The organism is Actinomyces haliotis (assembly GCF_015355765.1).
GTDB classification, from domain to species: Bacteria; Actinomycetota; Actinomycetes; order Actinomycetales; family Actinomycetaceae; genus Actinomyces; species Actinomyces haliotis.
In genome coordinates, this window is record NZ_JACWNA010000005.1 from 14,799 (window position 1) to 36,201 (window position 21,403).

The following is a 21,403-nucleotide window of genomic DNA, read 5'->3' on the forward strand; positions in this document are numbered from 1 at the left end:
TCACTCGAGTTGGGTGGACAGGTCGTCCAGGAATGCCTTCACCTGGACGAGCTTTTCTGGTGGGCCCGGGTAGAGCGCGAGCATCTGTGCGGGAACTCCGGTTGCCCTGCACCGCAGCGAACTCCCCTCCTGGGTCAGGCTGATCAGGCGGCGCCGTTCATCGTTGCCACTCCACGACCGGGTGACGAGACCAGCCTGCTCCAGCCGTCGCAGCAGGGGGGTCAGGGTGCCGCTGTCGAGGTGCAGCCGAGCTCCGATGTCATTGACACCGACGGGCTTGTCAGCGTGCCACAGGACGAGCATGACGAGGTATTGGGGATAGGTGAGGCCGATGTCCTCGAGCAGTGGCCGGTAGGCGCGCGTCACCGCCCTGCTGGCCCTGTACAGGGAGAAGCAGAGCTGGTGGTCGAGGTCGGGGATCTGGTCACTCACACCCCAAGCCTACCTCAGACACAATCTGATTGTGCGCAATCCACTTGTGCGCTATGTTGTCTCTGCAATCGCGAGGCAGGTGAGGCCTCGCACAGACGCCGCCCAGGAGGCACCATGATCGAGATCGAGCCCGTCTACACCACCGAGGCCATCGCCACCGGCGCAGGCCGCAACGGCCACGTCCAGACCGCCGACGGCCGGCTCTCGTTCGACCTGGCCATCCCGCGGGAGATGGGCGGCAGCGGTGAGGGCGCCAACCCCGAACAGTTGTTCGCCGCCGGTTACGCCGCCTGCTTCCACTCCGCCCTGCAGATGGTGGCCCGCCACGCGCACAAGGATCTCGGCGATTCGTCGGTGGGTGCCCAGGTGAGCATCGGCAAGGCCGGTGAGGGGTTCGGCCTGGCAGTCACCCTTGAGGTCGTCATCCCCGACCTGCCCGACGACGAGGCGCAGCAGCTGGCCAACCAAGCCCACCAGGTGTGCCCCTACTCGAACGCCACCCGCGGCAACATCCGCGTCGACGTCGTCGTCGTCGACGACTGACCCTCCCGCCTCGCCGCGACACCAACACGTTGGGCCCCACCCACCGCGCCACCTGCACCGCCCCAACCCATCGACACAACGGAGGCAACCATGACCACCTACCGCACACAGAACCCCTCGACAGGCAAGGTCGACCGCAGCTGGGACTCCCTCGACCCACGCGAGGTGGGCACGGCCATCGACACCGCCGAGGAGGCCTTCACCTCCTGGCGGCGCACGAGCGTCGAGGAGCGCGCCGGTGTGCTGGCCCGGACCGCGCACCTGTTCGAGCAGAGGGCGGAGGAGCTCGCCGGAATCGCGGCCTCCGAGATGGGAAAGCCCGTCTCCCAGGGCATCGCCGAGGCGTAGCTGGTCGCCCAGATCTTCGACTACTACGCCCAGCGCGCCGACGAGCTGATGGCCGACGAGGTCCTGCCGGACCAGGGGGCGAACTCCTCCCGCGTGGAGAAGCAGCCCCTGGGCGTCCTGCTGGGCGTGATGACGTGGAACTTCCCCTACTACCAGATCGCCCGGTTCATCGCACCCAACCTGCTGCTCGGCAACACGCTGCTGCTGAAGCCGGCCTCGATCTGCTCTGCTTCCGCCCTCAAGGTGGAAAAGCTCCTCGACCAGGCCGGTCTGCCGAAGGGAGTCCACCAGACGCTCCTCGTGGACAGCTCCCAGATCGAGGACATCATCGCCGACCCGCGCGTGCGCGGTGTCTCCCTCACCGGGAGTGAGGGCGCGGGGGCCTCGGTCGCCGCCGCAGCCGGCAAGCACCTCAAGAAGGTGGTGCTGGAGCTCGGAGGTTCCGACCCGTTGATCGTCCTCGGTGGTGACATCGACGCGGTGGCGAGCACCGCCGCCCGGGCGCGGTTGAGCAACGCCGGCCAGGCCTGCAACTCGCCCAAGCGGATGATCGTGCTCGACGAGTTCTACGACACCTTCGTCGACAAGCTGTCGGCTGCCTTCTCCGCAGCGGTCGTCGGGGACCCCCAGGATGGGGCCACCGACGTGGGCCCCATGTCGAGCACCGATGCCCGCGACGAGCTGATGGAGCTTGTCGACGATGCCGTGGGCCACGGCGCCCACGTCCTCGTCGGCGGCTACCCGCGCGAGGGTGCCGGCGCCTTCATGGAGGCGACCGTACTGACCGACGTGACCCGCGACATGCGGGCCTGGTCGGAGGAGCTGTTCGGACCGGTCGCGGTCGTGTGCCGCGCCGCGGACGTGGACGAGGCCGTTGCCCTGGCCAACGAGACCGACTTCGGACTGAGCGGCTCGGTGTGGTCCGACGACCTCGAACTCGCCGAGGCCACCGCCCGCCGCCTCGACGTGGGCATGGCCTACGTCAACGAGCACGGCACCAGCCTCGCCGGACTGCCCTTCGGCGGCGTCGGCCGCTCTGGCTTCGGCCGGGAACTGGGCGACTACGGCGTCGACGAGTTCGTCAACAAACGTCTGGTCCGCGTTTCCGACCCCGTGGGTCCTGAGCAGTGAACCCCGCCCCCAACCCGGGGCACAGCCACCCCTGACCATGGAACCACTCCACGAGACATCGAAAGGAAGATGCCATGTCCCGCATCCTGATGATCCTCACATCCCACGACCAACTCGGTGACACCGACCGTAGGACCGGTTTTTGGCTCGAGGAGTTCGCCGCTCCCTACTACGTGTTCCGCGATGCCGGACACGACATCACCCTGGCCTCGCCGAAGGGCGGGCGACCGCCGGTCGACCCGACCAGCACGCTGCCGCAGATGCAGACCGACTCCACCCGTCGATTCGAGGCCGACGACGCGGCGAAGGCTGCCCTGACGACCAGCACCCCTTTGTCGGAGGTTGACGTGAGCCAGTTCGACGCGGTCTTCTACCCGGGCGGCCACGGCCCGCTGTGGGACCTCGTGGAGGATCCCACCTCGCAGCAGATCATCCTCGACAGCGGCGCCGCCGGCAGGCCGCTGGGCCTGGTCTGCCACGCCCCCGGCGTGCTGCATGCCATCAAGAAGCAGGACGGGACGTCGTTCATCACCGACCGTTCGGTGACTGGCTTCACCAATGGCGAGGAGGAGGCCGCCGGGCTGACCGACATCGTCCCGTTCCTGGTCGAGGACTCCCTCAGGGAAGCGGGCGCCCGCTACAGCAAGGGCCCCGACGGTGACAGCTACGTCGTCACGGACGGCACGCTGGTCACCGGGCAGAATCCGGCCTCGTCGGCTGATGCCGCCCGCCGCCTCCTCGACCTGCTGACCCACTGACCACCACCCACCCACAGGAGTACAGGGATGACCACACACACCCGCGAGATCCACCTCGCCTCCCGCCCCGACGGGAAGCCCACCCTTGACAATTTCCGCACCGTCGAGGTCGACCTGCCCGATCTCGATGACGGTCTGGTCCTCGTCCGCAACACCATCATGTCGGTGGACCCGTACATGCGCGGCCGCATGAACGACGTCGAGTCCTACGTGCCCCCCTTCCAGATCGACCAGCCGCTGGACGGCGGCGCCGTCGGCACGGTGATCGAGTCACGGGTGGAGCAGTTGCCCGTGGGCACCAAGGTGACCCACGGCCTCGGGTGGCGGGAACACGCCATCCTGGCCGGTGATGCGGTGCGACCGTTGACAGCCCGGGACGTGCCGGACAGCGCCTACCTGGGCGTACTGGGCATGCCCGGCCTGACCGCCTACGCGGGTTTGCTGCTGGCCGGCGAGATGCGTGAGGGCGATGCCGTCTTCGTCTCCGGCGCGGCGGGAGCAGTCGGCTCGGCCGTCGGACAGATTGCCAAGCTCAAGGGCGCTTCCCGGGTGATCGGCTCGGCTGGCACCCCCGAGAAGATCGCCCGTCTGGAGGAGCTCGGCTTCGATGCTGCCTTCAACTACCACGACGGCGACGTGACCGAGCAGCTCGCGAAGGCCGCCCCGGAGGGCATCGACGTGTACTTCGACAACGTCGGCGGTGACCACCTGGAGGCCGCGATCGCGAACCTGCGCACCGATGGCCGGGTGGCGATGTGCGGGGCCATCAGCCAGTACAACTCCACCGAGCCGGCCTCCGCCCCGCACAACCTGGCGCTGGCCATCGGCAAGCGGCTCACGCTGCGTGGGTTCGTGATCGCCAAGTACGCCGAGCAGGCGAGGGCGGACTTCGAGCGGGACATGGGCCGTTGGATCGCCGACGGCTCCATCCACTGGGACGAGACCGCCCGTGACGGTCTCGACGCCGCCCCACAGGCCTTCATCGATCTGCTGGACGGTGCCAACACCGGCAAGATGATCGTGAACCTCTGAGCAGGTCATCGGCTGCCTTCGTCCGCGGTGACATCACCACGGACAGTTGACCGGGGGGACCTCCGAATGGGCTGGGCGTTGGCATGCCCACGATCCTGCGGAGGTCCCCCCGGTGCGCCCCGAGGCCTGGTGGCCGCCAGGCAGGGGGTCGTCTCGAATGGCCGCTGCCCCCCGGTAGACTGGACGCATTGCTCCACAACCTCTCGCAACGCCTGGTGCAAGCCCCTGCGCTTCCTGCCATCCCGGCCGAGGCGGAGACCACGGCGAGTTCGACCCACCTGCACGGCGCCACAACGGCCGCGACGTCATCCTCATCAGCGCGGTCACCCTACAGCGAACTGTTCGCCTGGACCTCCGGTGCTGGTCGGTTGGTGAGGGGGCTGGCTCCGCGACGTCCTTCACGTCGACGCCTGAACGGCCGAGCTCCCGCATGCGGCGCACCAGCCTCAGCGTGGTGACGGCGGCCTGCTGGTAGCCGACGCCCCTCGGCGGCCGCACGTTGCTGATGCAGTTGCGCTCCGCGCCGGGGCGTCCGGGGCGTGGCTGGTGGGTGATGTAGATGCCCAGACTGTTGACGGCGCTGAGGCCCGGACGCTCGCCGATGACGACGAGCATCGTCTCGACGCCCAACTGCTCGCCAACCTGGTCGCCGAGCGCCACGCGCGCCTGCGTGGCCAACACCGGCGTGGCCACGCTGGGGCCTGACCCTTGTTCGTGGACACGCTGATTCCAGCATTGGCTGGGGAAGCGAGATCATGCACGATGGCCAGAAAGAATTACTCCGAGGAGTTCCGCCGGCAGGCGGTCGACCTGTATGAGTCGACTCCGGGAGCGACGCTCCGCGGTATCGCGGAGGACCTCGGGATCGTCCGGGGAACGCTGCGGCAGTGGCTGGAGACTCACGGGACCGGGAAGAAAACGGGCTCATCCGAATCCAGGGTGTAGTCGAGGTCTGAATCCGCCGACCTCGAGGAGTGATCGGGCGATGTAGTTGGTGAGGTTGCGGAAGCCGAGGGCGGACCCGCGTAGGTGTTCGAGGCGTCCGTTCATGGCTTCGGTGGGGCCGTTGGACGTGCCGGGGCGATCGAAGTAGGCCAGGACGTCGGCGGCGCGACGCTTGAGGGTGCGGCCGAGGGTGCGGAGCTCGGTCATGGGCGCCGGGACACCGCCGCTGAGGGAGTCGATCAGGCGGGTCATCAGGTCACGTGCTTTGGCCCGGTCGGGCTCGCGGTAGGCGGAGATCATGCGCTGGTAGACGGCCCAGGTGGCCTCTACTTGGACGTGGTCCTCACCGGTGAACAGCGCCTCGATCCGCGTGGTCTGCTTCTGGGTGAGCAGGTCGGCGCCGGTGTGCAGGGTGCGGCGGGCGGCGTAGAGCGGGTCGCCCTTGCGGCCGCGGTGGCCATGGATGTCTTGCTGGACGCGGCGGCGGCACTGGTCCAGAGCGTCCCCGGCCAGGCGGACGACGTGGAAGGGGTCCATGACCGCGACGGCTTCGGGCAGCTCTTCGACGGTCGCCGTCTTGAACCCGGTGAAGCCGTCCATCGCGACGACTTCGACGCCGTCGCGCCAGGCCTGCGGGCGGTCGGCGAGCCAGGTCTTGAACGCCTGCTTGGAGCGGCCCTCAACCATGTCGAGCAGCCGGGAGGGGCCGGTCCCGTCGCGGATGCCGGTGAGGTCGATGATGACGGTGACGTACTTGTCCCCGCGGCGGGTGTGGCGCCACACGTGTTCGTCGACACCGATAGCCCTCACGCCGTCGAACCGGGTCGGGTCCTCGATCAGGACTCGGCGCCCTTCGGCCAGCACCGCGGCGTTGGCGGTGTCCCACGAGACCGCCAGCGCCTCGGCGATGCGGGCCACGCTCAGGTGCTGGCACACGATGCCCTCCAGCGCCCACCGCAGAGCCCGGCGCGAGAGCTTGGCTCGCGGCTCGGCCGCGGCACCGGTGTCTTGGCGCCAGACATGTCCGCACCCGGTGCACCGGTAGCGGCGCACGGTGAGCAGCAGCGTCGTGGGCCGCCAACCCAGCGGCTCGTGCGCGAGCTCACGGGTGACGGTGTCACGCGCGACGCCCTCGCAGCCGCAGCGCCGGCACCACTCATCGGGCTCCACGACTCGGCATGCCAGGACCGCGCGATCCGGCTCGAGCCGCTGCCCGATGACTTCGAGGCCGAGGTCGTCCAGGCGTGCGAACGTGGTCAGTTCAGGGCGAGCGAAGGTAGCGTCAGACACGTCGAGGTCTTTCGGGCTGAGTGTGTAGGAGCTCTCATCCTCGGGAGACCTCGACCTCTATCCGGCCTCAAGTACGTCGGCCCGCCGCGCGACGTGCGTTAAACTCTCATCTGGGAAGAGCCGCTTTGAGGGGTACGAATTGCGGTGTAGGCAAAGCGAAGGTCTCGAAATATGCTCGTAAACAGGCAGGGTCATTTCTGGATCCTGTGCAGTTGAGTTGGTTAGGAGTGGAAAACGATGAGTGTCGAGCACGTTGATGATCGTTGATGATCTGAAGGCCAGTTCGTTGCGGCGTCGCCAGTTCCTCGGGGGAGCGGTAGTTGTCGGTGGCCTTGTGGCTGGTCTGAGCGAGTGGGGAAGCCGTGCGGATGCGGCTGAACTGTCTGATGTTGCGCAGGCCTACCAGCTCGTAGATGCCGTATCGGCCGACTTGGAAGCCAAGGGGACATCGATCGCCGACGAGCTCCGTGCGGCAGGTTATGAGGATCTTGCTGACGAGGTGGCGAGTAGTGATGTGGGCTCCGGAGGTAGCGATGCTGTTGCTCAGAGCGCATCCAGCACGCGCTCAATCCTACGCAAGGCTGTCGCGGGTATTGGCGCATCTTTCCTGGCGGCTGGGTACAAGCTTTCTGCCGAGTTGGCACTCCATGGGCTAAATCTCACGCGGACGGGAACGACGTATGCGCCGAAGAACGGAAGCATCGCGGGTCGCTCCTCCGTGGTTGCCGCAATCCGACGGAGCAAGAAGCAGAGTGGGTCTGGGTCGTTCACAAAAGCTGGCGGTTCTGTTGGGTATGATCTGTACTACGCTATCCACCTGTTCAATTGGTCGCGATCTGGTTCGCGAATCGTGATCACTGACGTCTATGACTTCAAGCGCGGCGATTACGATGGGCTGCAGCACAATATGGTTAACGTGATGGCGGCTGCGCAGCGCACGCATGCGATCTATACGTTCAATGTTCGGATTGCGGTGTGAGTGGTGGCCGTGTGCTGTTCCTCCGGATATCGTGGGAGGACGGTTCTGGCGGTGGTCGTTGCGATCGGGATGTTGGCTGGCTGTAGTGCCGGAAGTCCTTCCAGCGCGAGCACCGATCTGAGTTGGCAACTCGGCGCCCTTGAAGCGAACTGGAATTTGACGGTTCCCGACGGTGTGAGGTTAGTTGCCTACTACAGTTCCGATCCTGGTCCTCATGGTGAGCATGACGCTGTCTATGTCTTAGCCGATGATTCGCGCGATGGTGCATGGGTTAGCGGTGCCTTTGGTGCCCTGGGAGAGGCGGGCTCCAAGCTGCTCGATCGAATCGAGAGTTCGGCGGCGGCTTCTGGGGTTGCGCCGGACTCGGCGGACATTCTCTGTAAGCCGGCCATAAGTCAGAATCAGGATGATCGGCTGGTGCTGTGCAAGGAGTCTGCCGATTCGGGTAGGGAGTTTGTGTTCGAATCGATCCAGTAGAGATCGATTGATGATGTCGTGACGGTTCGCGGCTTGGAGGCTGAGTCGTTAGTTAGGGCGGGGCCGGTTGTGACGACGGGGCCCGCCCACCTTCTCGGTGGACGGGCCCCGTGCCTGCTTCGTACGCGGCTGCTGCCGGTGACGTGCTCACCCGCGGCAGCGCCGCGAGGAGCGTCAGGCCTCGATGAGGGAGAGCTCGGCGAGCTCGGCCGTGGCGACGGCGCCGCGGCGGGAGCGGGCAGCGGCGCGGCGGGCGGCCAGCTCCTCGCGGCGCCTGTGGGCCAGCTGCGCGATATAGGCGCGCTTGACCGTGAACAGGATGGTGACGCCCACGAAGAGGTAGAAGACGTTGGAGATCGCGCTCGGCCACGCGCTTGTGCAGGCGCAGTTGGTCATGAGCAGGACGGAGCCTGAGATGTTGAGGGCCTGGTACTTGAGGGAGTCTCCGGCGATGCGGTTCCTCGAGATGAGGAAGTAGCCGAGGAGGAACTCTGCGGCGCCGACCCAGCCGCCGATGGAGATGATGGTTGCGAGCACGTCGTTCATGGCTCAAATACTTCCCCGCCGGTAGGTGCACATCAATCGCAGGTCTCTGCATCCGGTGTGAAGGAAATCTGAATTACTCCTTCCGTGGATGTCTCACCTCACAGGCTCAGCGTGCTGCTCGCCGTGCACCGTGCCGGCGGGATCGTCGCAGCCGCGGAATCCCAGCACGTGTCGCCCTCCGCGGTCTCTCAGCAGATCAAGCTGCTCGAGAAGGAGGCCCGCGCTCGTGTGATCGACAGAACACCCCGAGGGGCCCTCCTCACCGACGCCGGACGCGTGCTCGTCGAGGCCGCCGAGCGCATCGAGGAGGAGCTCGCCACCGCCCGTCGCGAGCTCGCGCGCATCGACGACTCCACCCCCACTGGACGGGTCGTCATCGCCTCCTTCTCCACCGCGATCCGCGCGCTGCTGCTCCCGATGCTCGCCGTCATCAGGCTCTTCCCAGATGAGGGTGTAGCGCACGTCGCGCGGCGGGCCGGCGCGTCGGTGGCCGGATAGAGGTCGAGGTCTCCCGAGGATGAGAGCTCCTACACACTCAGCCCGAAAGACCTCGACGTGCACGACGCTACCGTCGGCGGGCGCGCTGATGCGTTCGCCAGCCCCGACCTGACTGCCTTCTGCCGCCTCGACGAACTCGGCCTCGTTGTCACCGGGCAGCGACTCGAGCCGGATCGTGCCGTATTGGCCTGCCAGGTGGTCGAGCCCGACCAGTGGTGCCGGCGCTGCGGCTGCGAAGGGAGACCACGTGACACCGTGGTCCGACGGCTTGCCCACGAACCACTGGGCTGGCGGCCCACGACGCTGGAGGTCGTCGTGCGCCGTTACCGCTGCAGCGGCTGCGGGTATGTGTGGCGCCAGGACACCACCGCCGCGGCCGAGCCCCGGGCCAAGTTGTCTGGCTCTTCCCAGATGAGGGTGTAGGTGCCGTGTTCACCTGAGCGGGCCGGGGTGGGCGCGTCGCTACCGGGATAGGCGTCGAGGTCTTCCGAGGATGGAAGTTCTCACACAGCCATCCGAAAGACCTCGACGTGTTCGACGCTACCTTCAGCGACCCCGACCTGACCACCTTCACCGGCCTGGATGACCTGGGCCTACAAGCAGTCGGTCAGTGTTTGTTTCCGCACAAGGCAGTGCTGGCCTGCCGCGTCGTCGCCGATGACCGCTGGTGCCGACGGTGCGGTTGCGAAGGGCGCGTGCGCGACTGCGCGGTGCGGGAACTGGCTCATACTCCGCTGGGATGGCGCCCGACGATTCTGCAGGTCCGGCTGCGTCGCTGCCGCTGCACTGGCTGCGGGCACGTGTGGCGCCAAGACATCAACGCCGCGGCAGCGCCACGGTGCAAGCTCACCAAGACAGCTCTGGCCTGGGCGCTCGAAGGACTCGTGGTGGCACACCTGTCGATGAGTCGCATAGCGCAAGCGCTCGGGGTGGCGTGGGACACCGCCAACACCGCCGTCCTGGACGAAGGACGCAGGCGCCTGATCAGCGATAACACCCGTTTCGATGGCGTCAAGGTGCTCGGCGTGGACGAACACGTCTGGCGTCACACTCGCCGCGGGGACAAGTACGTGACCGTCATCATCGACCTCACCGGTGTGCGGGATGGGACCGGTTCTGCGCGGCTGTTGGACATGATTGAAGGGCGTTCCAAGGCCGCCTTCAAGACGTGGCTCGCCAGCCGCGACCAGGCGTGGCGGGAACAGGTCGAGGTCGTCGCGATGGATGGGTTCACCGGGTTCAAGACGGCCGTGGTCGAGGAGATCCCGCACGTCACGGCCGTGATGGATCCCTTCCACGTGATCCACCTGGCCGCCGACGCCTTGGACGAATGCCGACAACGCGCTCAGCAGGACATCTTCGGCCGACGGGGCCGCGCCGGTGACCCGCTGTACAGGGCCCGACGCACTCTGCACACCGGCGCCGACCTGCTCACCGACCGCCAGAAGGTCCGGCTGGCTGACTTGTTCGCCGATGAGCGTCATGTCGCGGTCGAGGCCACCTGGAGCGTCTACCAGCGCATGATCGCCGCCTACCGCGACCCCGACCGCAATGCCGGGAAGGCCACCATGAGCGCGCTGATCGCCTCCGTGGCCCGTGGTGTTCCGGCCGGTCTTGCCGAGGTCGCTCGACTGGGCCGGACACTGAACAAGCGCGCCGCGGACGTGCTGGCCTACTTCGACAGACCCGGCCCCAGCAACGGGCCAACCGAGGCCATCAACGGACGACTCGAGCACCTACGCGGCATCGCGTTGGGCTTCCGCAACCTCACCCACTACATCGCCCGCAGCCTCCTCGAGACCGGCGGCTTCAAGCAGCAACTACACCGTTGATTGGGAAGAGCCACTTACCGGTTCTGGCTCACGTTGGGTAGGCCGCACCGCGCGACCGCGGATCGACCGGTGCGCTCGCACCATCTGAATCACTGGCGGGGCGAGCTTCGACAAGCCTTCTGCTAGGTCCACCCTCGGAAGGACCCCGCCGCCGGCGGGGTCCTTCGTCGTTCCCTGCGCGAAGGCCCTGCGGCACCGCCCTCGTCCGCGGCCCCGACGATGCGGGCACGCTCTGCGCCCGGCTGCTGTAGCCTGCCTCTGGCCACCATCTACGACCCCTGGAGGACTCGCATGGCACACGTCGGCTGCGGCATCGACATCGGCGGATCGGGCGTCAAGGGCGCCCTCGTCGACCTCACCACCGGCGAGTTCATCGGTGAGCGCGTCCGCATCGACACGCCCCAGCCCTCCACCCCGGATGCCGTCGCCGAGGTCTGCAAGCAGATCCTCCTCGCCCTCGAGGTCGGCGAGGACGTCCCCGTCGGCGTCGACTTCCCCGCGCCGATCATCCACGGCGTCGCGCCCTTCATCGCCAACCTCGACCAGTCCTGGGCCGGCGTCAACGTCGCCGCCCTCATGGCCAAGCACCTGGGCCGCCCCGTCACGGTCCTCAACGACGCCGACGCCGCCGGCCTCGCCGAGGTCGCCTACGGCGCCGCCAAGGGGCAGCCCGGCACCGTCATCGTGACGACGCTCGGCACCGGGATCGGCTCCGCCGTCATCGTCGACGGCACCCTCGTCCCCAACACCGAGCTCGGCCACCTCGAGATCGACGGCCACGACGCCGAGTCCCGCGCCTCCTCCGCGCAGAAGGACCTCCAGGAGCTGTCCTGGAAGAAGTGGGCCAAGCGCCTCCAGCGCTACTACGCCCACGTCGAGATGCTCTTCAGCCCCGACCTCTTCGTCGTCGGCGGCGGCGTGTCCAAGAAGAGCGAGAAGTTCCTCCCGCTCCTCGACCTCAAGACCGAGATCGTCCCGGCTCAGCTGCTCAACACCGCCGGCATCGTGGGCGCCGCCTACGAGGCCTCCCGCCGCGCCTGACGCCGCAGCCGGCCCGCAGGGTCTCTCCCTGCCGGCCGCAGGTGAGGGTGCGGTCGTGAGCGAGTCGGCTAGCGTCCGGCGGGTGACTTGCGCACCGCTCCCGCCCGGACGACCTGTCCTCCGGACTGCTCTCGGACTCGCCTGCCTCGTCGCCGCCGGCTGGACGGCCAGCGTCGCTGTCGCGGTGCTCCGAGGCCTGCACCCCGCGACGGCCGTCCTCCTCGCGGTCGTGACGCTGCTCGGCCTCGGGCTCCTCGTCTCAGGCCTGCGAGGACTCCCCGATGCACGGGCGGGGCGCAGAGGGAGCGGGCGCCGTGTCCTCGCGGGCGTCGGGCGCGCACTTCTCGCCGTCCTCTTCCTCGCACTGGCGGGGGCCACCGCCTGGCTCCGTCCCGCCGCCGCGACGAGCGAGAGGATCGCCGACGGCGTCACCGTCGCTGAGAGCTCGACCGAGATCGTCCTGCGCCCCGCGACCGGGACGGCCACGACCGGTCTCGTGCTCCAACCGGGCGCCCTCGTCGCGCCCCAGGCGTACGTGCCGCTCGCCTCGGACGTCGCCGCGGGCGGCTACGAGGTCGTCATCGTCAAGCAGCGGCTCCAGGTCGCCTTCCTCGCCACGGGCGCCGCCGAGGCCGTCATCGCCCACCACCCCGAGGTCACCACGTGGGCCGTCGGAGGACACAGTCTCGGTGGCGTCGTCGCCGCGCGCGAGGTCGACGCCCCGGCCGTGCGCGGCCTCCTCCTGTGGGCCGCCTACCCCGCCAGCCGGGTCGCGGACGAGGAGGGCCTCGACATCACCTCGGTCACCGCGAGCGCTAACGGGCTCACCACGCCCGCGAAGGTGGCCGGCACCCGGAACCTGCTCCCCGCCGGTACCCGCTTCGTGGAGGTGGACGGCGCCGTCCACGCTGACTTCGGGGACTACGGGCCCCAGGACGGAGACGGAGAGCCGACGACGAGCTGCACGAGCGCCCAGGAGCAGATCGTCGCCGCCTCCCAGGCACTGCTCTCCGGCCTCGCGCGCTAGGCGTCGTTCCCTCGGGAGTGCGCCGACCCGGGCCGGGACCGGGACCGTGCTCAGACGGGGAGCGCGAGGCACGCTCGGACGATCGCCGGGAGCCGTGCGGCGACGGCGAGCCGCGGGAGCGCGTCGAGCGCGTCCTCGAGCCCCGGCAACCGTTCCCAGGCGCCCGCCTGAATCGCCCTCACGACGGCGAGAGCCGTCTCGGGACGGTTCTCGAGCGCCGAGTGCCCGCCGTCGATCGTCACGAGGACGCCGTGGGGGAGCCCGGCCGCCGCCCGGCGCGCCACCTCCGGCGGGGTCGTCATGTCGCGGCGCCCCGAGACGACGACGGTCGGCCAGGTGAAGCGGCGCAGCGCCCGCGGCAGGTCGTGCTCCTCGCCCTCGAAGGGGGCGTCCGGCGCCTCGGAACCCGCGACCCGCCCGTACGCGAGCGCGACGTCGAGCGGGGCGCCGTCGGGCGCGGGGGAGAAGTCGAGCTCGCGCCGGGCGAGGGCGGAGACGAGGTCGTACTCGTAGAAGGCGGGCCAGCTGCCGCCCTCGGGCTCCGGGCCGTGGCCCGCCCACGCCAGCAGCAGGGCCCGGGCGAGGCGTCCCCGCCCGCGGCGCCACGCCGCCGTGACGCGGCGCGCGAGGTCGGCGCCGCCGAGCTCGTGGGCGGCTCGCAAAGCGTCGACGAGCTCGTCGTCGGGGACGCCGTCGCCGGACAGGGACCTGACCCTGGCCGCGAGCACGGACGTCCCCGGGACGGACCCGTCCCACAGGGCGGCGCGCACGGCCCGCCGCTCGGCGCGCAGGGCCCGGGCGGTGAGCAGCGGCGAGTCGAGGACCATGGCGGCGACGCGCTCGGGCGCCCGCTCACCGAGCGCGGCCGCCAGGTAGGCGCCGTAGGAGGAGCCGTAGACGAGGGCGCGCGGTGCCCCGACGGCGTCGAGGACCGCGAGGAGGTCATCCACGACCGCGTCCACCGTGAGGTCCTCGGGGAGGAGGTCGTGCCCGGTCGTGTCACGGCGGGAGAGGCCCACGCCCCGGTGCTCGACCATGAGGACGTCGGTGCCGAGGCGCGCCGCCCTCGCGCGGAGGCCCGCGTAGGGCAGCACGGAGGCGAGGCCCGGACCGCCCGGGATGACGAGGACCGGCTCGTCGGTGACCGGTCCCGTGCGCACGTAGCGCAGGTCGAGGGCGCGGGCGCGCGAGAGCGGCCGTCGCACCGTCCCCTGACCGGGGAGGGCGGCGGCCGCTCGTGGCAGCACCTGGCGCATGATCATGCAGCGCAGGCTACGACTCCGGGCGCGCACCCGCGCGCCGGCCGCGCTCCACGCTCGCCGCGACGCCGCGCCCCGAGCCCTGCCTGCGGCGCGTCGCGCTCCGCGAGGGCCTGCCTGGTCGCTCGGTGTGGGCGTCTGCCTCAGCTGAGCGCGGCTGCGACGGCGAGGCGCAGGGAGTCCTGGAAGCGGGTCTCGCGGTCCTCGGCGGACATGTCGCCGGAGTGGTCGAGGAGGTGGTCAGAGATGGTGAGGACGGCGAGGGCCTGGGTGCCGTGCTCGGCGGCGGTGCCGTAGAGGGCAGCGGCCTCCATCTCGACGGCGAGGGTGCCGTAGCGGGCCAGGGCCTCGGTCTGGCCCTCGGGCGTGAAGTAGAAGTGGTCGCGGGAGATGATCGTCCCGGCGTGGACGCGGTCCGTCATGCCCGCGGCCTCGGCCTCGGCCCAGGCGGCCTGGGCGAGGTGGAAGTCGGCGACGGCGGAGAAGTTGACGCCGGGGACGCGCAGCTGGTTCATCGCGGAGTCGGTGTGGGCGCCGGTGGCGATGACGACGTCGCCGACGTGGACGTGCGTGCTGATTCCGCCGGCCGTCCCGACGCGGATGATGCGCTGGACGCCGAACTGGCTGAAGAGCTCGGTGGCGTAGATGGTGAAGGAGGGCTGGCCCATCCCGGAGCCCATGACGGAGAGCGGCTTGCCCTCGTGGGTGCCGGTGAAGCCGAGCATCCCGCGGACGTCGGTGACGAGACGGGGCTCGTCGAGGACGGCATCGGCGATGCGCTGGGCGCGCTTGGGGTCGCCGGGCATGAGGACGGCGGGGGCGAAGTCGCCGGGCTCGGCGGCAATGTGGGGCGTGGCCATGGGGTTCCTTCTCGCGGTGCGGGGCGCCCGCGGGGGTGCGGGGCGTCCGAGGCGTCGTGGGCGCCCTGCGGGGCGCGCGGACGCGCGACGGCGTCGGGTGCCGGAAGAGCACCCTTAGTCCGGCACAGTGTCGCACAGCACAGGCGTCTCGGATCATGGGACACCATCTGCACGACACATGGTCACGACTACCTTCCCGAGCCATCAGCGTCCCTGCGCGCCCGCGCAGGTCAGTGACGCCCGACCACTTCGGTCGGCGTACGACGACCACCCCTCACAAGAGGTTCACCCCATGTCCACCTCACCCAGCACGTCCGAGACCGGGCGCGAGCAGTGGTCCGGCCAGCTCGGCTTCCTCATGGCGGCCATCGGCTCCGCCGTCGGCCTGGGCAACATCTGGCGCTTCCCCGGCGTCGCCTACTCCAACGGCGGGGGCGCCTTCATGGTGCCCTACATCTGCGCGCTGCTCCTGGCAGGCGTGCCGTTCCTCTTCCTGGACTACTCGCTCGGCCACCGGTTCCGCGGCTCGGCCCCGGCCGTCTTCCGCCGTCTCGCGCGACGCTTCGAGTGGCTCGGCTGGTACCAGGTGTTCATCTGCTTCGTCATCCAGACGTACTACGCCGTGATCCTCGCCTGGTCGCTGCGGTACATCTTCTTCTCCGTCAACACCGCCTGGGGTGATGACGCAGGAGGCTTCTTCAACAAGTTCATCGGGCTGTCCGAGCTCTCCGCCGACGGCACCCCGTCCCTCACGTACGAGCCCGTCCACGGCGTCATCATCCCGCTCGTCATCGTGTGGATCCTCGCGCTGTTCATCATCGCCCGCGGCGTCGCCAACGGCGTCGAGAAGGCCAACAAGTTCTTCCTCCCGCTCCTCGTCGTCATGTTCGCGGCGCTCGTGATCCGGGCACTCTTCCTCCCGGGCGCGGCTCAGGGGCTCAACGCGCTGTTCACCCCGGACTGGTCCGACCTGGGTCAGTCCCGCGTGTGGATGGCCGCCTTCGGCCAGATCTTCTTCTCCCTGTCCATCGGCTTCGGCATCATGCTCACCTACGCGTCCTACCTGCGGAAGCGCTCCAACCTCGTGGGCACCGGGCTCGTCGCCGCCTTCGCGAACTCCTCCTTCGAGCTCCTCGCCGGCATCGGCGTCTTCGCCACGCTCGGCTTCATGGCGCACACCCAGGGCGTCGGGGTCTCCGACCTCGACAACATCGCGGGCGTCTCCCTGTCCTTCGTCACCTTCCCGACGGTCGTCGGCCAGATGCCCGGCGGCGCGATCTTCGGCGTCCTCTTCTTCGGGTCGTTCTTCATGGCGGGCCTGACCAGCCTCATCTCGATCATCCAGGTGGTCGCCGCGGGCTTCTCCGAGAAGTTCGCCTGGTCCACCCCCAAGGCCACCCTCATCACGGGCATCCCGTCCGCGATCATCTCCTTCATCCTCTTCGGCTCCTCGTCAGGCATGTACAACCTCGACGTCGTCGACGCCTTCATCAACAACATCGGCGTCGTCTCCGCCGCCGTCATCGCCTGCGTCGGCGTGGGCCTCGTGCTGCGTCGTCTCAAGGAGCTCCAGCGCCACCTCAACGTCGTCTCCGAGACGCGTGTCATCGGAACCTGGTGGCGCGTCATGATCGCCGCCGTCATCCCGATCCTGCTCGGTGTCATGTTCGTCCAGACCGCCTGGTCCTACGCCCGCGACGGATACGGCTACTCCACCAGCTTCGAGGCCGTCTTCGGCTGGGGCATGCTGTTCCTCGTCGCCGTCGCCACCGTCGTCCTCACCCTCGTCCCGTGGCGCTTCGACGTCGATGACTTCACGCCGCTCGACCTCGAGGACCCGCGCCTGACCTCCGAGGAGGTGAACTGACGTGACCGGATCCGCCATCGCCCTCATGGTCGTCGCCATCGTCATCATCTGGGGCGGTCTCGCCGCCGCAGCGGTCTCGCTCATCGTGCGAGGTCGTCGGGAGGACCGTGAGGCGCGTGCCGCCGCGTCCGCGGCCGCGCACGCCCACCTGCACGAGGGTGCTCCCACGAGCTGACCCGCTCGTCCTCCAAGGAGGACGGTCATCCGCGTCGGGCGCCCCGACGTGACGTACCCGGCCCGGACGGTCTCCCACCGTCCGGGCCGGGTACGTCAGAATGACGCCCATGACCGACCAGACCAGCACTCCCGCCGACCAGCGGACGTCGCCCGCCCTCGTCGCCTTCGACCTGGACGACACCCTCGCTCCCTCGAAGTCGCCCGTCCCCGAGCCGATGGCTCGTGCGCTGCGGGCGCTCCTCGACGTCGTGCCCGTCTGCGTCATCTCCGGCGGCCAGATCAACCAGTTCCGCGACCAGGTCCTCGCCCGCATCGGCGCGAGCCCCTCCGAGCTCACGCGCCTCCACCTCATGCCCACCTGCGGCACCCGCTACTACCGCTACGAGGGCACCGCCTCCGAGACCTCCGACGACGCGCTCGCCGGCTGGACCCTCGAGTACGCCAACGACCTCACCCCCGAGCAGATCACCGAGGGCTTCGCCATCGTCGAGCGCGAGGCCCGTCGGCTCGGCCTGTGGGAGACGGAGACCTGGGGCCCCGTCCTCGAGGACCGCGGCAGCCAGATCACCTTCTCCGCCCTCGGACAGGAGGCCCCCGTGGACGCCAAGCGCGCCTGGGACCCCACGGGCGAGAAGAAGTCCGCCCTGCGCGACGCGGTCGCCCCCTACCTGCCCGAGCTCGAGGTGCGCTCCGGCGGCTCGACCAGCGTCGACATCACCCTCAGGGGCGTCGACAAGGCCTACGGCATGCGTCGCCTCGCCGAGGTCACCGGCATCGCCCTGGACGACATGCTCTTCGTCGGCGACCGGCTCGACCCGGCCGGCAACGACTACCCGGTCAAGGCGCTCGGCGTCCCCTGCCACGCCGTCACGGGCTGGGAGGACACCGCCGAGTACGTCACCGATCTCGCTGCTCGGCTCGCCGCGGCCCGCCACTGAGGAGCACCGAGCAGGTGACCCCCGGCTCAGACGAGTACCCGACGCGGCGGACCGCCCCCGAGGCGGCCGCCGGGTCGCCTCGTCGTGCCCGTGCGACGTGCTCTGCTGAGGGGAGCGGCGGCGGGGGTCCGACGAGGGGCGGCGCCGCCCGGCTTCACGGTGCCCTCACCCGGTTCTGGGAGGCCCGCACCGTGACCTTCCGCAGGACGGTGCGCACCACCGTCCTGCTCGTCGTCACCGGAGTCCTCAGCCTCCTGCTCGGCGTCGTCACGGCGAGCGCCTCCTCGCCGGTCGGGCCGCACCAGGCGGAGTGGTCGACGACGCTCGACTCCTCGGTCTCCCTCGACCTCGGACCTCTCGGATCGGTCTCCCTGGACTCGCCGGTCGCACCGCTCGGCGTCGACGTCGTCCTGGGCGAGATCCCGGCCGCGGCGGACGCCTCCGCGGTGTCCTCGAAGAGCGTCGGCATCGACCTGTCCTCGGACGGCGCCGCCTACGTCAACCTCGTCAGCCACCCCGAGCCCACGATCGAGGCCGGGGTGAGGGCGCTCGCCGCGGACGCGCTGCGCCGCGCCGGGCTCCTCGAGTCGGTCGTCCTGTGCCTCGTCGCAGCCGGGCGGCTGGCCACGGCCGGGCGCCTGCGCGACGCTGTGCGGGCGGGTCTGGCGCGCGGACCGGCCTCCGCCCTCGTCGCCTCCACCACCGCGGTCGCCGTCGCGGCGCTCCTCGTTCCGCGTCTGACCACCGCCACCCCGGCGGAGAGCACCCTCGACGTCCTGTCGGGGACCGCCCTCGCCGACGCCCGGGTGTCGGGCCGCGTCGCCGACGTCATCGAGGCCTACGGACCGCGCGTCAAGACCTTCCTCGACAAGGACGAGCGCTTCTACACGGCCGCCGAGGCCAACCTGCGCGCCGCCTGGTCCGCCTCCGAGGCTGTCGGAGGCACCACTGCCGTCACCGCCGCGGACGGCGCGGTCGACGACGACGCCGTCGCCTCGGCGGCAGCCACCGCCCTGGCGCGCGAGCGGCTCACCGACCAAGTCGTCTCGCCCGCGCCGACCGACGAATCCGGTACGACGCCCTCCACCGGTTCGACCGCCGCGGCGACGCAGGGCTCGACGCCGCGCACCACCGGGGCGCTCACGACGACCCAGGACGGCACCGTCACCGCCGTCATGAGCACCGACCTGCACTGCAACCTCGACATGATCGCGTTGGCCGGCACCCTCGACGAGGTCGCCGGGGCCGCGGTCCACATGGAAGACGGCGACCTCACGATGACCGGCTCCTCAGCCGAGCAGGTCTGCGTCGACGCGCTGAACAGGGCGGTCCCGAGCGGCACCGCCCGGATCGCCACGATCGGCAACCACGACTCCGCCGACACCGCCGCCCGACTTCGCGCCATGGGGTGGACCGTCACCGACGGCACCGTCCAGAAGGTCGCGGGCCTCACCGTCCTCGGCGACGTCGACGCCGATCGCACCGACGCCTCCGGCACCCGCCAGCGCGGCGACGAGACGGTCGCGCAGCTCGGCGAGAGGCTCGACGACGTCGCGTGCCGCTCGCTCGCGGCCGGCCGCCGCGTCGACGTCATGCTCATCCACGAGCCGTACACCTTCGACCCCATGCAGGCCTCCGGCTGCACGCCCCTCCTCCTGGCCGGTCACGTCCACCAGGAACGGGGGATGAGCGTCACCCAGGGGAAGGACGGCCCCGTGGCCGGCCTCATCAGCGGGGCGGGCAAGGGCGGCACCTCCCTGGGCGCCGTCACCCAGGACGCCTACCTCCACGTCCTGTCCTTCTCCTCCGACGGCGACCTGCTCGCCTGGTGCGCGATCGTCGTCCACCCCGACGCCTCGGTGACCGTTGGGGCGTGGGAGCCCGTGCCCGCGGTCGGGACGGCCGGCGAGGGAGCCGCCACGACGGCGACGGGTTCCGCCTCGGCGGACTGACGGCGGCCGCCGGCGGGGCTCGCTGGGCTGCCGGGGCGGCGCCGGCCCCGGGCCGCTGCGCGGACGGCCGCGAGGTGCACAATGGCCCCGCACGCTCACGACCACGAGGAGGACGGGACATGGCCGTCGACCCCCGCGCTCCCGCGCCTGCCGGTGCCGGGGACTCCACCGTCACCCAGGACTACCTCAAGGCCGTCTGGTCCGCCTCCGAGTGGGGTGGACCCGGTGCCTCCATCACGGGCCTCTCCCGCCGGATGGGCGTCGCGCCCTCGACCGCCTCGGAGAACGTCTCCCGGCTCGTCGAGGCCGGGCTGCTCCTTCATGAGCCCTACAAGGCGGTCACGCTCACCGAGCACGGGCGCGGGCTCGCGACCTCCATCGTGCGCCGCCATCGGCTCCTCGAGACCTACCTCGTCGAGCGCCTGGGCCTCGGCTGGGACGAGGTCCACGACGAGGCCGAGGTCCTCGAGCACGCCGTCTCCGACCGCCTCCTCGCCGCGCTCGACGAGGCGCTCGGCCACCCCGTGCGCGACCCCCACGGAGACCCCGTCCCCGCACCGGACGGCTCCTGCGTCCAGCCCGCTCTTCGCAGCGTCGATGCCCTGCGCGTCGGGCAGACCGGCGTCGTCGGACGCATCCTCGACGACGTCGACACGCTGCGCGAGCTCGCCGCGGCCGGGATCGGGCTCGACACGCCCGTCACCGTCGTCGACCGGGTGCCGGCGCCGGCTCGGCCCGAGGGAGAAAGCACTCGCCGGGGCGGCCGCTCGGCGCGACGGCGTGCCAGCGTCCTGCGGGCGGTGCTCCCCGCCGGGGCGCGGCGTCCCGAGACCGAGACCGCCATCGTCGGCTCGGCCACCGTGTGGGTGCTCGACGAGCGCGCCCGCTGACGAGACGGTTCGACCACAGCCTTGCTCGCTAGGCTCAGGGCATGAGCAGCGCTGAGCCGACCGAGCCGACCGTCTTCACCAGGATCATCAACGGGGAGATCCCCGGCCGCTTCGTGTGGGCCGACGACGTGTGCGTCGCCTTCGCGACCATCCAGCCCCAGACCCGCGGTCACGTCCTCGTGGTCCCGCGCGAGGAGATCGCGTCCTACGTGGACGCGCCCGAGGAGACGGTCGCGCACCTCGCCGTCGTCGCGCAGCGGATCGCGGCCGCGCAGGTCCGTGTCTTCGACGCCGTCCGCCCGGGAATCATCGTCGTCGGCCTCGACGTGCCCCACCTCCACGTCCACGTCCTCCCGCTGTACGACGCCTCCGACGTCAACCCCTCCAGCGCCTCCGCTGCCCCTGCCGACGACCTCGACGCCGCCATGACCGAGCTGCGCACCGCGCTCGCCGAGGACGGCTGGGGCGCGAACGTGCCCTCCGAGCTCGGCTCGCCGGCCCTGGTCTGACTCGTCCGCCGACACGGCTGAGGCCCCCACCGCGCTCGCGGTGGGGGCCTCAGCGGTGCCAGCGTGCCCTCC

At 70.1% G+C, this 21,403-nt stretch carries 20 protein-coding genes and 4 pseudogenes; 18 read left to right on the forward strand and 6 right to left on the reverse strand.

The window, feature by feature from the left end:
• Entirely contained in the window at positions 1–432 is a 432-nt protein-coding gene (locus tag IXW69_RS03930; protein ID WP_047310897.1) for a MarR family winged helix-turn-helix transcriptional regulator, read from the reverse strand.
• A 114-nt stretch (positions 433–546) separates the two neighbouring features.
• Here IXW69_RS03930 and IXW69_RS03935 point away from each other — a divergent pair, with 114 nt between their 5' ends.
• The 4 genes and pseudogenes from IXW69_RS03935 to IXW69_RS03950 all read left to right on the forward strand — a co-directional run bounded on the left by IXW69_RS03935 (position 547) and on the right by IXW69_RS03950 (position 4,244).
• Positions 547–975 (forward strand): organic hydroperoxide resistance protein, encoded by a 429-nt coding sequence (locus IXW69_RS03935; protein WP_129665798.1) that lies wholly within the window; start codon positions 547–549, stop codon positions 973–975.
• Positions 976–1,065: 90 nt separating this feature from the next.
• Positions 1,066–2,454: pseudogene (locus tag IXW69_RS03940) on the forward strand (aldehyde dehydrogenase family protein).
• Positions 2,455–2,528: 74 nt separating this feature from the next.
• Positions 2,529–3,212: a type 1 glutamine amidotransferase domain-containing protein gene (locus tag IXW69_RS03945; RefSeq protein ID WP_047310894.1), complete on the forward strand. Its 684-nt coding sequence runs from the start codon at positions 2,529–2,531 to the stop codon at positions 3,210–3,212.
• 27 nt (positions 3,213–3,239) lie between these two features.
• On the forward strand, positions 3,240–4,244 hold the full coding sequence (locus tag IXW69_RS03950) for an NADP-dependent oxidoreductase (RefSeq protein ID WP_194785073.1): 1,005 nt from the start codon (positions 3,240–3,242) through the stop codon (positions 4,242–4,244).
• A 33-nt stretch (positions 4,245–4,277) separates the two neighbouring features.
• Here the strand turns inward: IXW69_RS03950 and IXW69_RS03955 are convergent, their stop codons facing one another.
• On the reverse strand, positions 4,278–4,937 hold the full coding sequence (locus tag IXW69_RS03955) for an ethanolamine ammonia-lyase light chain EutC (RefSeq protein WP_194785074.1): 660 nt from the start codon (positions 4,935–4,937) through the stop codon (positions 4,278–4,280).
• A 69-nt stretch (positions 4,938–5,006) separates the two neighbouring features.
• On the opposite strand from IXW69_RS03955, the pseudogene IXW69_RS03960 reads away from it, so the two are divergent.
• Positions 5,007–5,171: pseudogene (locus IXW69_RS03960) on the forward strand (transposase); the annotation flags it as partial.
• Here the strand turns inward: IXW69_RS03960 and IXW69_RS03965 are convergent.
• Positions 5,169–6,479, reverse strand: coding sequence for an ISL3 family transposase (locus tag IXW69_RS03965; RefSeq protein ID WP_194785075.1), 1,311 nt, complete (start codon positions 6,477–6,479; stop codon positions 5,169–5,171). The pseudogene IXW69_RS03960 and the gene IXW69_RS03965 sit on opposite strands and share 3 nt — an antisense overlap.
• A 241-nt stretch (positions 6,480–6,720) precedes the next feature.
• Here IXW69_RS03965 and IXW69_RS03970 point away from each other — a divergent pair, with 241 nt between their 5' ends.
• Both IXW69_RS03970 and IXW69_RS03975 read left to right on the forward strand, forming a co-directional pair.
• Positions 6,721–7,458, forward strand: a complete 738-nt coding sequence (locus tag IXW69_RS03970) for a hypothetical protein (RefSeq protein WP_194785076.1) — start codon at positions 6,721–6,723, stop codon at positions 7,456–7,458.
• Positions 7,459–7,509: 51 nt separating this feature from the next.
• Positions 7,510–7,935, forward strand: a complete 426-nt coding sequence (locus tag IXW69_RS03975; RefSeq protein WP_194785077.1) for a hypothetical protein — start codon at positions 7,510–7,512, stop codon at positions 7,933–7,935.
• 174 nt (positions 7,936–8,109) lie between these two features.
• Here the strand turns inward: IXW69_RS03975 and IXW69_RS03980 are convergent, their stop codons facing one another.
• Positions 8,110–8,481 carry a CBU_0592 family membrane protein gene (locus tag IXW69_RS03980; RefSeq protein ID WP_228524723.1) on the reverse strand — a complete coding sequence of 124 codons (372 nt, stop codon included), beginning with the start codon at positions 8,479–8,481 and terminating at the stop codon, positions 8,110–8,112.
• An 84-nt stretch (positions 8,482–8,565) separates the two neighbouring features.
• Between IXW69_RS03980 and IXW69_RS03985 the strand changes: the two are divergent.
• The 5 genes and pseudogenes from IXW69_RS03985 to IXW69_RS12000 all read left to right on the forward strand — a co-directional run.
• A pseudogene (locus IXW69_RS03985) lies at positions 8,566–8,907 on the forward strand (LysR family transcriptional regulator); the annotation flags it as partial.
• Between the two features lie 129 nt (positions 8,908–9,036).
• Positions 9,037–9,378, forward strand: a pseudogene (locus tag IXW69_RS03990) (ISL3 family transposase); the annotation flags it as partial.
• Positions 9,379–9,509: 131 nt separating this feature from the next.
• Entirely contained in the window at positions 9,510–10,811 is a 1,302-nt protein-coding gene (locus IXW69_RS03995; RefSeq protein WP_194785079.1) for an ISL3 family transposase, read from the forward strand.
• Positions 10,812–11,102: 291 nt separating this feature from the next.
• Entirely contained in the window at positions 11,103–11,852 is a 750-nt protein-coding gene (ppgK, locus tag IXW69_RS04000; protein ID WP_194785080.1) for a polyphosphate--glucose phosphotransferase, read from the forward strand.
• 82 nt (positions 11,853–11,934) lie between these two features.
• Positions 11,935–12,879 (forward strand): alpha/beta hydrolase, encoded by a 945-nt coding sequence (locus tag IXW69_RS12000; RefSeq protein WP_194785081.1) that lies wholly within the window; start codon positions 11,935–11,937, stop codon positions 12,877–12,879.
• A 50-nt stretch (positions 12,880–12,929) separates the two neighbouring features.
• Here IXW69_RS12000 and IXW69_RS04010 read toward each other — a convergent pair whose 3' ends face one another.
• Positions 12,930–14,141, reverse strand: a complete 1,212-nt coding sequence (locus tag IXW69_RS04010; RefSeq protein ID WP_228524725.1) for an alpha/beta fold hydrolase — start codon at positions 14,139–14,141, stop codon at positions 12,930–12,932.
• 140 nt (positions 14,142–14,281) lie between these two features.
• Positions 14,282–14,998, reverse strand: a complete 717-nt coding sequence (deoD, locus tag IXW69_RS04015) for a purine-nucleoside phosphorylase (RefSeq protein WP_194785082.1) — start codon at positions 14,996–14,998, stop codon at positions 14,282–14,284.
• Between the two features lie 292 nt (positions 14,999–15,290).
• Between deoD and IXW69_RS04020 the strand changes: the two genes are divergently transcribed.
• From IXW69_RS04020 to IXW69_RS04045, 6 genes are all read left to right on the forward strand, one after another.
• On the forward strand, positions 15,291–16,865 hold the full coding sequence (locus IXW69_RS04020; RefSeq protein ID WP_194785083.1) for a sodium-dependent transporter: 1,575 nt from the start codon (positions 15,291–15,293) through the stop codon (positions 16,863–16,865).
• A gap of 1 nt (position 16,866) precedes the next feature.
• Positions 16,867–17,040: a methionine/alanine import family NSS transporter small subunit gene (locus IXW69_RS04025; RefSeq protein ID WP_194785084.1), complete on the forward strand. Its 174-nt coding sequence runs from the start codon at positions 16,867–16,869 to the stop codon at positions 17,038–17,040.
• A 109-nt stretch (positions 17,041–17,149) separates the two neighbouring features.
• Positions 17,150–17,980 carry an HAD hydrolase family protein gene (locus tag IXW69_RS04030; protein ID WP_194785085.1) on the forward strand — a complete coding sequence of 277 codons (831 nt, stop codon included), beginning with the start codon at positions 17,150–17,152 and terminating at the stop codon, positions 17,978–17,980.
• A gap of 191 nt (positions 17,981–18,171) precedes the next feature.
• Complete coding sequence (locus IXW69_RS04035) at positions 18,172–19,932, forward strand: metallophosphoesterase family protein (RefSeq protein ID WP_194785086.1); 1,761 nt, start codon at positions 18,172–18,174, stop codon at positions 19,930–19,932.
• Positions 19,933–20,051: 119 nt separating this feature from the next.
• Positions 20,052–20,822, forward strand: coding sequence for a metal-dependent transcriptional regulator (locus IXW69_RS04040; protein WP_194785087.1), 771 nt, complete (start codon positions 20,052–20,054; stop codon positions 20,820–20,822).
• Positions 20,823–20,863: 41 nt separating this feature from the next.
• The gene (locus IXW69_RS04045) at positions 20,864–21,331 is read left to right on the forward strand and encodes an HIT family protein (protein ID WP_194785088.1); all 468 of its coding nucleotides are present in this window, start codon (positions 20,864–20,866) and stop codon (positions 21,329–21,331) included.
• Positions 21,332–21,403 lie beyond the last annotated feature (72 nt).